This window comes from Desmospora activa DSM 45169 (assembly GCF_003046315.1).
Taxonomy (GTDB): Bacteria; Bacillota; Bacilli; order Thermoactinomycetales; family DSM-45169; genus Desmospora; species Desmospora activa.
Window position 1 is genome coordinate 272,003 of sequence record NZ_PZZP01000002.1, and the last position, 15,320, is coordinate 287,322.

Annotated in this window: 10 protein-coding genes; all 10 read right to left on the reverse strand. The window is 50.6% G+C overall.

Annotated elements, in window-relative coordinates:
• Positions 1-215 precede the first annotated feature (215 nt).
• Positions 216-3,092: an excinuclease ABC subunit UvrA gene (gene uvrA, locus C8J48_RS14595; RefSeq protein WP_107727981.1), complete on the reverse strand. Its 2,877-nt coding sequence runs from the start codon at positions 3,090-3,092 to the stop codon at positions 216-218.
• Positions 3,093-3,095: 3 nt separating this feature from the next.
• Positions 3,096-5,084, reverse strand: a complete 1,989-nt coding sequence (gene uvrB / locus C8J48_RS14600; protein WP_107728255.1) for an excinuclease ABC subunit UvrB — start codon at positions 5,082-5,084, stop codon at positions 3,096-3,098.
• Between the two features lie 232 nt (positions 5,085-5,316).
• Positions 5,317-6,489, reverse strand: coding sequence for a PDZ domain-containing protein (locus C8J48_RS14605; protein WP_107727982.1), 1,173 nt, complete (start codon positions 6,487-6,489; stop codon positions 5,317-5,319).
• Positions 6,490-6,596: 107 nt separating this feature from the next.
• Positions 6,597-8,027 carry a S41 family peptidase gene (locus tag C8J48_RS14610; RefSeq protein ID WP_107728256.1) on the reverse strand — a complete coding sequence of 477 codons (1,431 nt, stop codon included), beginning with the start codon at positions 8,025-8,027 and terminating at the stop codon, positions 6,597-6,599.
• Positions 8,028-8,220: 193 nt separating this feature from the next.
• Positions 8,221-9,291 carry a murein hydrolase activator EnvC family protein gene (locus tag C8J48_RS14615; RefSeq protein ID WP_146160510.1) on the reverse strand — a complete coding sequence of 357 codons (1,071 nt, stop codon included), beginning with the start codon at positions 9,289-9,291 and terminating at the stop codon, positions 8,221-8,223.
• Between the two features lie 194 nt (positions 9,292-9,485).
• The gene (locus tag C8J48_RS14620) at positions 9,486-10,616 is read right to left on the reverse strand and encodes a murein hydrolase activator EnvC family protein (RefSeq protein WP_170105578.1); all 1,131 of its coding nucleotides are present in this window, start codon (positions 10,614-10,616) and stop codon (positions 9,486-9,488) included.
• A gap of 34 nt (positions 10,617-10,650) precedes the next feature.
• Positions 10,651-11,547 carry a permease-like cell division protein FtsX gene (ftsX, locus tag C8J48_RS14625; RefSeq protein WP_107727985.1) on the reverse strand — a complete coding sequence of 299 codons (897 nt, stop codon included), beginning with the start codon at positions 11,545-11,547 and terminating at the stop codon, positions 10,651-10,653.
• Positions 11,537-12,223: a cell division ATP-binding protein FtsE gene (gene ftsE, locus C8J48_RS14630; RefSeq protein WP_107727986.1), complete on the reverse strand. Its 687-nt coding sequence runs from the start codon at positions 12,221-12,223 to the stop codon at positions 11,537-11,539. The genes ftsX and ftsE overlap by 11 nt, the downstream gene beginning before the upstream one ends.
• Before the next feature lie 257 nt (positions 12,224-12,480).
• Positions 12,481-13,881, reverse strand: coding sequence for an argininosuccinate lyase (gene argH / locus C8J48_RS14635; protein WP_107727987.1), 1,401 nt, complete (start codon positions 13,879-13,881; stop codon positions 12,481-12,483).
• Entirely contained in the window at positions 13,832-15,094 is a 1,263-nt protein-coding gene (locus C8J48_RS14640; RefSeq protein WP_107727988.1) for an argininosuccinate synthase, read from the reverse strand. The genes argH and C8J48_RS14640 overlap by 50 nt, the downstream gene beginning before the upstream one ends.
• Between the last annotated feature and the right edge of the window lie 226 nt (positions 15,095-15,320).

The window sequence follows — 15,320 nt, forward strand, 5'->3', positions numbered from 1 at the left end:
CCATGCACTTCAAAGCACAAGTCTCGCCTCGATCGCTTTGTGTGGCCAGAGTCGCTCGACAGATAAAATGAAACTCCATCGATGGGTTTTTTCCATCGATGGTTAGGTTGAACTTATCAGGTTATACGCGACAACTACTCCTCCCTGCTTATAACCACTCCTTTAGTGTGTCAGCCATCTGAGCCGCCTCAAGAAGGTAGCTTTGTTTCTGCTCTTCACGACGTAGCAGAAATCTTCTCCTCCAGCTCGCGGTAATAGCGCTCCATCCGTTCGCGATCCCGTTCCAGGATCGGCTTTAGATAGCGACCGGTATGGGAAACGCTCACGTTGGCCACTTCTTCCGGTGTGCCAGTAGCCACAATTTGACCGCCAGCGTCCCCTCCTTCAGGGCCGAGATCGATCAGGTAATCCGCTGTTTTGATCACATCCAGATTGTGCTCAATCACTAAGACCGAATCCCCGTTTTCCACTAAGCGCTGGAGTACCTTCAACAGACGGGCGATATCGTCGATATGAAGGCCGGTGGTGGGCTCATCCAAAATATAGAGGGTGCGTCCATTGGAACGCTTGTACAGCTCCGATGCCAATTTTACCCGTTGCGCTTCACCGCCGGAAAGGGTGGTAGCCGGTTGGCCTAGCTTCACATAACCTAAACCCACATCGTACAAGGTTTGTAGTTTGCGGTTGATGCGTGGAATATTTTTAAAGAAATCGAGGGCTTCCTCTACCCGCATTTCCAATACATCGGCGATGTTTTTTCCTTTGTACTTTATATCCAGGGTGTCACGATTATACCGCTTTCCTTCACATTCCTCGCAGGGGACATACACATCGGGTAGAAAGTGCATCTCGATCTTGATAATGCCGTCCCCACGGCAGGCTTCACAGCGGCCACCTTTGACGTTAAAACTGAAGCGCCCTTTTTTATAGCCGCGCACCTTGGATTCTTGGGTGGATGCAAACACATCCCGCACATCATCAAACAGACTGGTGTAAGTAGCCGGATTGGAGCGCGGGGTGCGGCCGATGGGAGACTGATCGATATCGATCACCTTATCCAAATGATCCAATCCCCGAATCTCATCATGGGCACCGGGAACCACTTTGGATTTATGCAGCTCCCGCGCCAGCGACTTGTGCAAAATCCCGTTGATCAACGTGCTCTTGCCGGAACCGGAAACACCGGTAACACAAGTGAAAGCGCCTAAGGGAATATTAACATCCACCTGTTTTAGGTTGTTCTCCTTGGCGCCGCGAACCTCTACCCACTTGCCGTTGGGTTGCCTTCTCTCCTCCGGCAGGGGGATAAATTTACGGCCGGATAGATACTGTCCGGTGAGGGAGTGCTCCATTTCCATCAATGCAGTGGGGGAACCTTCAGCGACAATGCGTCCCCCATGGGAACCGGCACCCGGCCCCACATCAATGATGTGGTCAGCAGCCAACATGGTATCCTCATCGTGTTCCACCACGATCAAGGTATTGCCCAAGTCACGCATCTGTTCCAACGTCTCAATCAGACGGGTATTGTCCCGTTGATGCAGACCGATGCTGGGCTCATCCAAAATATAGAGAACACCCATCAGCTTAGATCCGATCTGGGTCGCCAGCCGAATCCGTTGCGCCTCTCCGCCGGAGAGCGTTCCCGCAGCGCGGTTGAGGGTGAGATAGTTGAGCCCCACATTGATCAGAAAACCGAGCCGGCTATCGATCTCCTTGAGAATCTGCCGTCCAATGGTCATCTCTTTTTCGCTCAGTTGCAATCCCTGAATATATTCCCGTGCCTCCTGGACGGAAAGGTTGGTCACATAAGCGACATTGCGCCCGCCGAGAAGCACGCTCAAGCTTTCCTTGCGCAAGCGTGTCCCTTCACAGGTGGGGCATGCTTTATGGCTCATATAGTTTTCAATAAACTCCCGCACTGCATCCGATCCTGTTTCACGAAAGCGGCGCTCCAAGTTTCGCAGTACCCCTTCAAAGCGTACCTTTACTTCTTTCATCTCTCCATCGCTTTCATAGCGAAAGGGAATGCGGTCTTGAGTTCCCTTCATAATGATATCCCGCTCTTTTTTCGGTAACTTTTTAAAGGGAACATCCATCTTGATGCCGTAGTATTGACAAGCCGATTTTAACAATTGTGGATAATAAGCGCTGGTTTTTCCCTCCCACGGCTCAATCGCGCCTTCTAGCAAGGTTTTTCCGGGATCGGGAATAAGCAAGTCAGGGTCTAATTCCATGCGGCTGCCTAAACCGTCGCAGGTGGGACAGGCGCCAAAAGGGTTGTTAAAGGAAAACATGCGCGGCGAAAGATCATCCAAGCTGAAGCCGCACTCCGGGCAAGCCAAGTTTTGGCTAAATAAGAGTTCCTCTCCATCCATCACATCAACCAAAACAGTCCCCCCTGCCAACCCTAGGGCTGTCTCCAGAGAGTCCGTCAACCTCGTCTCAATCCCCGGCTTCATCACAATCCGATCGACAACCACTTCAATCGTATGCTTCTTATTTTTCTCCAGTTCAATTTGCTCCGATAAATCCCGAATCTCTCCATCCACCCGCACACGGACAAAGCCTTGCTTACGGATCTCTTCCAGCAGCTTAACGTGCTCTCCCTTCCGTCCGCTCACCATCGGGGCCAGCACCTGGATGCGGGTTCGCTCCGGCAGCTCCAACACCCGATCCGTCATCTGCTGTACCGTTTGGGAGGAAATCTCGATTCCGTGCTCCGGACAAGTGGGACGTCCCACCCGTGCAAATAGAAGACGCAGATAATCATAAATCTCCGTCACCGTACCAACGGTGGAGCGAGGATTGCGACTAGTCGTTTTCTGGTCGATGGAGATTGCCGGTGAGAGGCCTTCGATCGCGTCCACATCCGGCTTGTCCATCTGCCCCAAAAATTGGCGAGCATAGGCAGAGAGGGATTCAACATAACGTCGCTGTCCCTCAGCATAAATGGTGTCAAAAGCGAGGGAGGATTTGCCGGAACCGGACAATCCCGTCAACACGACAAAACGGTCGCGAGGAATAGTAACATCCACTTCTTTTAAATTGTGCACACGGGCACCGCGAATCACGATATGTTCTTGTGACACGGTTTATGCTCCCTCCGCTTTTAGTTCGATAATCATATCGCGCAGTTCAGCCGCTCGCTCAAACTGCAAGTCTTTGGCCGCTTGCTTCATCTCTTTTTCCAGGCGTGCAACCATGTTGGCCCGTTCCTTCTTTCCCATTTTGGCCATATTGGGGGCAACCTGATACTCTTCCGTTTCTTCCGCCACCTTAGTCGCTTCAATCACACTTCGTACCGCTTTTTTCACCGTTGCCGGTTGGATGCCGTGTTTCTCGTTGTGGGCAATCTGAATGTCCCGACGCCGCTCGGTTTCCTCGATCGCTTTTTTCATGGAGTCCGTCATCGTGTCGGCGTACATAATTACTTCCCCATTCACATTACGGGCGGCACGGCCGATCGTCTGGATAAGGGAACGTTCTCCGCGCAAAAATCCTTCTTTATCAGCATCCAAAATGGCGACCAGCGAAACTTCAGGCAGGTCCAACCCTTCCCGCAGCAGGTTGATTCCCACCAATACATCAAACTCACCCAAACGCAGGTTGCGCAAGATCTGCATCCGCTCAATCGTCTTGATGTCCGAGTGCAGATACTGCACCTTAATACCCGCTTCCTTCAGATAATCGGTTAAATCCTCCGCCATCTTTTTGGTAAGGGTGGTCACCAACACCCGTTCGTCTCGTTTTAGCCGTTGATGGATCTGACCGATCAAATCGTCGATCTGTCCCTTGATTGGCTTCACATGGACTTTGGGGTCAATCAACCCCGTCGGACGAATAATCTGCTCCACCACATTCGGCGCATGCTCCAGTTCATAGGGGCCGGGAGTGGCGGAGACAAAAATCAGTTGATTGATCCGCTGTTCAAACTCCTCAAATTTGAGCGGACGGTTGTCCTTGGCCGAGGGCAAGCGAAACCCGTGCTCCACCAACATCTCTTTGCGGGCACGGTCTCCTTTGTACATCGCTCCGATCTGAGGAACGGTCACATGGGACTCATCGATGATCATCAGAAAATCATCGGGAAAATAGTCCAACAGCGTAAAGGGTGGCTCGCCCACCTTTTTGCCAACCAGGTGACGGGAGTAGTTTTCAATGCCGGAACAGAAGCCCATTTCCCGCATCATCTCCATATCGTAGCGGGTCCGTTGCTCCAGACGTTGCGCTTCCAACAGCTTGCCCGCCTCATGAAGTGATTTCAGCCGCTCCTCCAGTTCGTCTTCAATATCTTTTAACGCCCGCTGCAGCACTGTTTCTCGCGTCACATAGTGAGAAGCGGGAAAAATGGCGATATGCTCGCGATCGCCCACAATTTCGCCGGTAAGTACATCGATCTCGCGGATGCGGTCAATTTCATCTCCAAAAAATTCCACTCGCACCGCCTGTTCACCGTGGGAAGCGGGGAAAATCTCCAACACATCTCCACGAACGCGAAAGGTACCGCGGATAAAGTTCATATCGTTGCGTTCATATTGGATATCCACCAAATCGCGCAAGACCGAATTACGGTCCCGCTCCATGCCAACACGCAAAGATAGGACTTGTTCGCGGTACTCCTCCGGAGAACCCAAGCCATAGATGCAGGAGACGCTGGCGACGATAATCACATCATCCCGCTCAAACAGGGCACTGGTAGCAGAGTGGCGCAGTTTATCGATTTCATCGTTGATGGATGCATCTTTTTCAATATAGGTATCCGTCTGCGGCACATAGGCCTCCGGTTGATAATAGTCGTAATAACTGACAAAATACTCGACGGCATGTTCCGGGAAGAATTCCTTCAGCTCTCCACACAATTGCGCCGCTAATGTTTTATTGGGAGCAACCACCAGTGCGGGTCTTCCCACCCGGGCGATGGTATGTGCGATAGTGAAGGTTTTCCCTGTTCCCGTCGCCCCTAACAGCGTTTGGTACTTTTGCCCGGTTTTCACCCCAGCGGTCAGCATTTTAATCGCACCGGGTTGATCGCCACGCGGCTCAAATTCCGACACCATTCGAAAAACCGGTTTTGTCGTCATCCCCATCACCTCGGATTCATCATCTTTTCCATTATACCACATTAACCACCTAACATAGGAACGTTAGTTCTAAGAAGAGGGAGGGATTATATGGAATAAAAAAGCCCCAAAGGGGCACGAGACTGTTGATAAACACACGTAATGGTTAAAAGCAGGAAAAGGGGGTTCCGCGCGGTAGCGAGACCCGGGATCGAAGTGACCGAGGCGAGAATTGTCCTTTAGCGTGCATGAATCACAATCTGGCTTGTATCGGTGGCATAGCGGGATTTTTGTTGTTGGTATCGGCTAAGGCATCGGCATCGGTTTCTGGTGCCGGCACAATCCCCAACAACGGAGGAGCACCCTCGTAAACCGGAGTTTGAGCCAATTTAATCTCACCGTGTTCATCTTTTAGCTCCAATTTGGCAAAAGCCGCCGACTGACGGATGGCCGCCTTTAGCTCCGGTTCGCTTCGTGTCACTTGGTTGTTGACCCGGAGCAACGTATCCCCCGGTTTTAATCCCATGGAGGCGGCCGGAGTTTCAGGTAGCACCACCCAGATCTTTACCCCATCTACAACCGCTTGATAGCGAAGTTTTCGTCTTTTTTCCCGCTGTAGGCCCATCAAGTAGAGGGCTTCATGGCCCAAAACGGCAAAAACCGCCGTCAACCACCAACAGGGTTCCCACCACAACGAGAGGATCATCAAGTTCGTCAAAATAAGGGCATACAACAAAAGAAGTGTGGAGGAACGGCGTTTTTGTTGTTCCGGATGGCGGGACAAATTGATGCGGGAGAACCCGGCTACTACCGGTAGAGGGATAATACCTGCCGGTGAAGGGACCAATAAGGGAAACGGCCAGATTTTTTGCAAACGATACCCCCCCAACACTTCCTCTCCTTTTTTTACATAGATAGGGGTACTTCCCGAGCGGCCGTCCACCCGTACCAACAACCACTCCAACAGATGGAGACCCACCACGACCATCATCCAATCCTCTACAGATAAATAATAGAGCGCATTCCAAATCGCATTGTCGGTTCCCAACGTCGCAGGCTCTCCGATCGTTCGCCAAGAAAGACTGATCAGGGAAAGCAGGCCTGCACTATAAGCCAAACAGGCAAACCGCAGCCGAAAACAACTTAAGATCAAAATCATCCCCCACATCCAAAACACTTCAATCCAATGAATCGACAACGGAAACCACAAAAAGGCAGGTGTTAGCAGTCCCCCTGCCACGATGCCCCATAATAAACTCATCAAAAATTGCGGGGTGGGTGGACTAAGTCGCCGACTAAATGTGCGCTTTTCCCGTAAGCTTTTCCAAACGAATTGCCAGGCAACTAAAAAAACGGCCCCCAACCACAATGGATGCAGCAACATCTGTATCCAAGCGTCCTTCCATTCTCCCCAGAAGGTTTCCATGGAGTATACCCCCTGTTTCATCGCTCCCAGATAAATTCCACATTACGGAAGACCTTCCCTTCCGACATATAAAAAGGCCCGAATCGGGGATTCGGGCCCACGTTGATTTACTTGATCTCTTTTTTAACAGTTTCTACACCCACTCGCAATTGCAAATCGTTTTCTGGATCCCGCATCATCTCAATAAACGCATCCTGCAATTGGAGTGCTGTCTTTTCATCCACCTCTCCCGTCATCGAGAGTTTGTGGGTCTTTTGGAAGGCTTTCACCGCTGTTTCCGTCTGCTCGTTAAAATATCCATCGGTGCGACCCGGACGGAATCCGAGACCTTCCAGCAATAATTGCAGATTGCGTACCTGTGGATCTGACATATCCCGTTTCAAGGGTTGGTCCGATTGTGGAGGTGTCGCTTGGTAGTAATCCGGCATCTCCACCTCGACATCCGGTTTGATTCCTTTTTCGTTGATCCAATTCCCTTCAGGAGTTAACCATTTTGCCATGGTTAGCTTAATATTGCTACCATCCTGAAAGTCCTTGGCCGTCTGGACCGTCCCCTTGCCGAAGGAGGTTTGACCGACTACCGGATAACCACCCGCTTCCTGCAAGGCGCCTGCTAAAATTTCTGAGGCGCTGGCGGAGCCTTTATCGGTCAGAATCACGATCGGATATTCTTTTTTCTCTTTTAGCTTCGACTTGTATGAGACACGATTACCCGATTTATCTTCGGTCATCATAATCACTTTTTCATTGGGAATCAGTTGTTCTCCGATCTCCAGAACAGCTGGCAATAAACCGCCGGGATTACCGCGGACATCGATGATCAGTCCTTTCATCCCGTCTTCCTCCAACTTCTTCAGCTGTTTCGTAAATTCTTCGGCGGTATCCTCGGAAAACTGGGATATCTCGATATGTCCGACTTTATCGTCCATCAGTTCAGAACGAACGGTTTCAATCGGAATTTCGTCTCTGATTACCGTCACCTTAACCACTTCACTCTGTCCTGGGCGTACCACTTCCAACTTCGCCTCGGAACCTTTTGGACCTTTGATTTTCTCCACAGCCTCGTTTAGGTCCATCCCTTCCAGGCTTTCCCCGTTCACTTTATGAATCTGATCTTCCGGTCGCAAACCCGCTTTTTCAGCCGGTGAATCCTTAAATGGAGAAACGATCGTCACCCGACCATTTTTCATGGTTACTTCCGCTCCGATTCCCTGAAAAGAAGATTCAAGGGAAGTGTGAAACTGTTTGGCCATGTTTTTATCCATATAAGTGGAGTAAGGATCGTCCAGGGACTCAACCATCCCACGGATGGCACCGTCAATGAGCTGCTGTTCCTTCACTTCGCCGATGTATTGGGATTGGATCAATCCATATGCTTCTCTCAACTTATCCATATTGCGATCAAGCCCTTGGGTTTCTTGACCGCCAGAGCCTGTCACCTGCGAAAGCAGCCCGCCATCACCGATCACCGCCGCCGTAGTTAGACTGCTAAAAAGAACGGCGCACACCAGCAGCAGGGCTACTGTACGTCCACGCATGTACATCCAAACACCACCCTTTGACCTCTCTCAAACGATCCGGAATTGTTTCAGTATATGACAGGCATAAAAAAGATATTATCAGCTTCACTCTAGCAAATTTCACCCTTGTACACAAGAACGCGTCCTCTTCTCCCCATTTTCAAAAAAAGAAACCCGCGCTGCCTCCGATGGCCGCCCGGGCGGGGATTGATTATTTTAGGAAGTTGATCGGATTTTGCAACTGACCGTTTTTGCGGACTTCAAAGTGATTATGGGGACCGGTAGAGTAGCCGTAACTGCCGACACTGGCAATCCGCTCTCCTCTCTCCACCCAATCGCCTTTGTTCACCTTCACCTGGTTGGGGTACATATGGGCATACAGGGTGGTCAACCCACTACCATGATCGATCATAATGATCCAACCATATCCCGAAGACGGCTTGCTTTCCAATATTACACCATCGGCGGCGGCATAGATGGGATCACCCATTTTGGCGCGAATGTCGAGGCCAGTGTGAAGTTTATATACGCCTGTGACGGGATGAGTACGATATCCGTAGGGAGAAGTGATTTGCCGGTTGTCGCCGGGCCAGCTCAGAGAGCCGCCTTCATACTTGAAATTGCCGTTCTTAGCGGCGATCAAGTTCATTTCTCGTACCTCTGACTCCTTGATCTGCTCTTCTGATTCAAGCTGGGAGAGTTGGGTTCGATTTTTTTGGCGCAGGGCGACCAGCTTGTCAAACGCTTTTTCCGCCTCTTCCACCTTATTCTTCTTCTTTTTCCCCAACTGCGCCAGTTCCCGTTTCTGCTTTAGTTCCGACTCTTTCTGCTTGGCTACTTCATCCACCAGGCGATAATCTTGCTTGACCAGCAGGCGCAGCGTCTCAAAACGAGCCAAGAATTCAGCGAGAGAGCGGGATTCCAACAGCGCGTTCATATTGCCCATCTCCCCGGCAATGTACATATCGCGGATGCGTTTGCGGAAAAACGCATCTTTCTGGTCCAACTCCTTCTGGATCTCGTTGAGGCGATCTTCGGACTTTTCGATCTCGCGGTTGGCTTTATCGATCTCTTGTGCCACCTTGTCCATTTCTTCCTCATAATTGTCCAGCTTTTCCGCGATTTCATCCAGCTCACTTTTTAGCTCTTTTTTTTCTCCCTGAATCTCTTTCAACTCATCACGGGCTTTTTCCGCATCCGTTTGTGCTTGAGCCTTCCCCAAAGGAAAGAGGCTCACGCTCAGGCACAAAACCACGGTACCAGTCAGTATGCGCCTTTTCATCCCATCCACTTCCAATCTATTTCTCTTAACTAAGTACCCCAATCCTCTAACCTCGGTGGGACGGTCGGAGTGGTGATCCGTCTCCGCTCCTCCATGCGTGGCAGAGTCGCTCGCCGGACCACCACCCCTCCCTACTCTCTCTAACCATCCACAGACAAGGGCACTCCGTTATAACAATCCCCTTCTGTTTACTCCTACCCTTTAAAATAAGGCATCGGGTTGGTATGGTTCCCGTTTTTCAACACTTCCAAATGCAAATGGGGGCCAGTCGACCAGCCGTTGTTTCCCACCTCAGCGATTACATCGCCTTTGGAGACTTGCTGGCCAACTTTTACTTTTACCCCTTGGGTATACATATGGGCATACAGGGTGGATAAACCACCACCGTGATCAATAACAATGATATACCCATATCCCGGTGCGGGGCGTGCCTCAATCACATTCCCTGCAGCCGCCGCCTGGATTGGCGTTCCAATCGGAGCCGCCAAATCAATGCCAGTATGCATCCGGTTTTCCTTGCGAACGGGGTGGTAACGCATGCCGTAGGTTGAGGTTACAGGAGCTCCCTTAACCGGCCACAAAAACTTGCCACCGTCGTATTTGGCTGATGAAGGCTCTTTTCGCTGCCGTTCCAGTTGCCGTTTACGAACCAGCTCGCGGACTTTTTCCCGTTCGTTTTCATTGATCTCTTCCAGGTTTTCCTGTTCTTTTGCGAGTTTGCTCAGCTCTTTTTCGTACTTTTTATACTCCGCCGTCAGATTGTCGTGAAGACTTTGTGCTTGTCGGCTCTTCTCTTTTTGTTCGGCCAACAACTCTTCTATCTCTTTTTTTTGTTGGGTTAAGGTTTTACGATCCTGTTCATAGCCGTCAATAAGATTGCGATCCTGTTTTGCCACCTGCCGGATAAAATCCAGCTTACTCACAAATTCATCGACGCTTTGTGATTGGATCAGGGCTTCCAGGTAAAACATTTCACCCTGTTGATAAATCGTTCGAACCCGCTGCTTAAACTGCCGTTGTCGTTCCTCCAATTGTTTCTCTGTTTCTTCCAGGTCTTTCTCTTTCTGTTTAAGCTGCTGCTCAGTATCGTACACTTCTTGATTTAATCGAGTCAGCTCTTTTTTTCGTTTCTCTAAGTCGGTCAGTACTGATTGAAGATCCTGTTCTTTCTCTTCCTTTTCTTTTTCAAGCTGTTGGATCTCCTTGTCCCGCTCTTTGATGTCTTCTTTCTTCTTGTCGATCTCGTCCGCAAATACCGGACCGGGCATAAGGAGGGTCATCGCTAACGACAGTGCCGTGAGCCCAACGAGCCACTTTCGTTTCACGCCATCTCCTCCCGTCATGATTAAATAACGCTTATTACACTTTCAAGAATCGTCGAATGGAGATTAAGCTTCCCCACACACCAATCACGGCCCCAAGCGCAGTCGTTATTCCGGCAACCCACATCGAAAGTGGCCACATCGGAGACAGTCGGATCAACCCGTAGGCGCTGTCTGCATCTAAAATCTGGATAAAACCTTGGTATACAAGCAAGGTGACCGTCACCGGGACAATCGACCCCAGAATCCCGATCAATCCTCCTTCAAAGAAGAAAGGCCAACGAATAAACCAGTTGCTGGCACCGACGAGACGCATAATCTCAATTTCGCGGCGGCGGGCAAAGATCGTCAGCTTAATCGTATTGGAGATCAGAAAAGCCGCCAAAACAGCGATCCCCACCCCAAACAGAAGCACCACATTACGGACCAAGGCAGATACATCCAACAAGCGGTCGGTTACACCTTCACCGGCATCCGCATCATCGACTAAATTGTATTGAATAACTTTATCCTTCAACTCCGCCGTCTTCTGGGGATCAACCGCGTGGATTACCAACGTATCCGGGAGCGGATTATCTTTTTCAAGCCCATCCAAAAACTTGCTTTCATCCTCCCCCCACTGCTCCTTCATCACCTTAAGTCCTTCTTCTTTCGATACAAATTCAACACTTTTTACCATTGAGTCCTGCTTGATTTGCTCTTGCAACTGATCGATATCATCAGCCGAGGCAGAGGCGCTGAGGGCGGCACGAATCGATACCTGCTTGTCCAATTCGTTGGCCATAAAGTTGATATTAAAAGCGACTACGAGAAAAATGCCGAAAATCAACAACGTAACGCTAACGGCGCTGACGGCGGCAAATGTCATCCAGCCGTTGCGGGCGATGCTTTTAAACGCTTCACGAATGTGTCGCCACATCGTATCAATCTTCATATCCGTATTCCCCCTGCTGCTCGTCGCGGACAATAATTCCTTGTTCAACAGCGATGACGCGTTTGCGCATGGTATTCACAATCTCTTTGTTGTGAGTGGCCATCACGACTGTGGTTCCACGGACATTGATCTCCTCCAACAAGTACATGATGTCCCAGGAGTTTTCAGGATCCAAGTTACCGGTAGGCTCGTCTGCAATGATAAAGCCGGGATTGTTAACCATCGCCCGTGCAATGGAAACCCGCTGTTGCTCTCCCCCGGAAAGTTGGGAGGGAAGAGCGTTCATGCGGTCGTAAAGACCGACCAGCTCCAACATTTCCTGCACCCGGCGCCGAATTTTGCGGCGAGGAGCTTCCACCGCTTCCATCGCAAATGCCACATTTTCATAAGCCGTCATATTGGGCAACAATTTATAATCCTGGAATACAACGCCAATGTTTCGGCGGAGGTATGGAATCTTCCAATTTCGCACCCGTTTAATGTTGACCCCGTTAATCAGGATCACACCATGGGTCGGCTCTTCCTCCCGATACATCAACTTGATAAAAGTACTTTTTCCAGCGCCACTCGGACCGACCACATAGACAAACTCACCCTGATCGATCTTGACGTCGATCCCGTTGAGGGCTTTCACCCCGTTGCCGTATACTTTGTACACATCATGCATTTCGATCACGCTATCACCCTCATATGCAATTGGGTAACCACCCATAGAATCAAAAGTCTCTAGGCTGCGTTGTGCTGGATCATACTAGAAGGGAAAATTAGGTATCATTACTGAGAATCTTAAACTATTATATCATGCTTCAGTTATTTTCCCAGAGTTGAGAGCATAAATCTTGTTGAAACAGACGGACAAAACCCTGCCATCCACTTGACGGGCAGGGTTCCAGTGTTTATAACGTGTTGGCTTGATAAACACCGGATCCGAAATTAATAAACGGTGTCTAGCCAGGTTTTGGTTTCAACCATTTGTTTCTTTTTTAGTTCCAGCGCATCCAGTACGCGATTACGAGCCGTTCCGCCTCTGACATCCCGTGCGTCGGCCACAGCCTCCACTCCGATTTTCTCAAAGATATCAGCGGAAAAGGAAGGGTGAAAGTCGCGATACACCTGCAACGAAAGTCCCGATAACGTTGTCCCTTCCTGCAGGCAATGGAGAACGAGTCGACCGACGACTGCATGGGCCTCACGGAAGGGGACCCCTTTTGCCGCCAAGTAATCCGCGACATCAGTAGCGGCGGCAAAGCCCTCTTCCGCATGTTGCCGCATCCGCTCTGCCTTGACCGTCATTCCCGCCAACATGGGGGCGGTTAAGGCTAAAGCCCCGATCAAGGTAGCAACGGTGTCAAACACGCCTTCTTTATCTTCCTGCATATCCTTGTTATAGGTTAACGGCAACGCTTTTAGCGTCGTCATCAACGCCACCCAGTGGCCCATCACCCGGCCTGTCTTCCCCCGGATCAACTCTGGAACGTCGGGGTTTTTCTTTTGCGGCATCATGCTGCTCCCGGTGCAGAAAGCGTCATCCAGCTCCACATAGCCGAACTCCTCACTGGACCAGAGAATCAGCTCTTCCGACAGTCGCGACAGATGAACCATCACCAGGGAAGCATTGGCTAAAAACTCCACCAGATAATCGCGATCGCTCACCGCATCCATGCTGTTTTCATAGAGACGGTCAAAGCCCAGCTCCGCCGCCACTTGTTCCCGCTCGATCGGAAAGGGAGTACCAGCGATCGCTCCAGCGCCAAGTGGCATGGTGTTCACCCGTTTATAGCTGTCGATGAATCGTTCCGTATCACGCTCAAACATCTCCACATACGCTAACAGCTGATGTGCCAAACGGACCGGCTGCGCCCGCTGTAGATGGGTATAGCCGGGCAAAAGCGTATCCACATGGGCTTCCGCCTGTTTGCACAACGCTTTTCGTACCTGAAGCAGCCCTTGAATCATTTCTACGGTACGGGCACGCACATACAGGTGCATATCGAGAGCCACTTGATCATTACGGCTACGGCCGGTATGCAACTTTCCACCCACAGGGCCCACTTCTTCAATCAGCAGATGCTCAATATTCATATGGATATCCTCCAGGGAGACGGAAAATTGCACCTCCCCGGCGCGTACTCGCTCACGGATCTTCTCCAGTCCTGCAGTAATGGTTTCCGCTTCATTCGCTTGTAGGATTCCACATGCCCCCAACATCTTCACATGGGCGAGACTGCCGCGAATATCTTCTTCCACTAAAATATGATCAAAATCGATGGATGCCGTATATTCTTCAACGAGTTGGTTGGTTGGCTTGGTAAAGCGCCCGCCCCACAGTTTCATCGAAATCGGGGTCCTCCTTTTTCGGGTTCACCTTGGCATCGACTTCTGTCGGCAGTCCCCACAGCTGGATAAAGCCGACAGCCGCTTGATGATCAAAGGTGTCATCGGTGGAGTAAGTCGCCAATTCCTCGTTATAGAGGGAGTAATCCGATTGACGCCCTGTCACGACCGCTTGCCCTTTATACAGACGGACCCGCACCGTTCCCGACACCGTCTCCTGAGTCTGGTCCACAAAGGCGTTTAATGCCTTCATCAAGGGGGAGAACCACAGCCCGTCATAAACCAGCTCCGCCCACTGTTTTTCCACCTGCGGCTTAAAGCGGGTCACCTCACGAGTATGAGTGAGGTACTCCAATTCGCGGTGAGCGGTGATCAGGGTAATCGCTCCCGGGCATTCGTATACTTCCCGCGATTTAATCCCTACCAACCGATTTTCCACATGGTCGATCCGGCCCACACCATGTTGACCGGCGATTTGGTTTAGTTTGGACAGTAGAAGATGGAAGGGAAGCTGTTCACCATCCAGCGCAACTGGGACCCCTTTTTCAAATGTGATCAGCACGTCCTGGGGCTCATCCGGCGTATCCGCCACCACTTTGGTCCATTCATATGCCCCTGTCGGCGGCTCAGCCCAAGGATCTTCCAAAATGCCGCACTCACAGCTTCTTCCCCATAAGTTTTGGTCGATACTATATGGATTATCCAGATCCACCGGTACCGGAATACCGTGGCGCCGGGCATATGCGATCTCCTCATCCCTAGACATCGCCCACTCCCGTACCGGTGCCACAACTTCAAGCGCCGGATTGAGCGCTTTTACCGCCAGCTCAAACCGGACCTGATCATTGCCTTTCCCCGTACATCCATGGGCAACGGCCACCGCCCCTTCTTCCTCCGCCACCTTGACGAGCACTTGGGAGATCAGGGGACGGGACAACGCCGACACCAACGGATACTTACCCTCGTACATCGCATTGGCCTTTAATGCCGGCAGCAAATAATGCTGGGCAAACCAGGCGCGGGTATCCACCACCAACGATTTGACCGCGCCGACATCCAACGCTTTTTGTTTGACGAAGTCCAAATCCTTCCCTTCGCCTACATCCAGTGCAACAGCTACCACCTCATAGCCGTATTTCTCCTGTAGCCACCGGATGGCAACCGAGGTATCCAAACCGCCGGAATAAGCCAGCACCACTTTCCCCTTACCCATGTTGACCGCTCCTTTATAAAAATTCATCGTTGCGTATCATTATACATACCCGTGCATAAAAAATCTACCCCTTTTTTACGATGATTTATTGCACCGGATGATTGGTTTAAAGGGAATGGCGTAAAGCGCAGAGAAGATTATCGATTAAGTATTTGGAATCGAATCTGTCGAAGATAGCCAAACAAAAAACCACTCAGCTGGAAGGTGACCATCCAACTTTATTTAT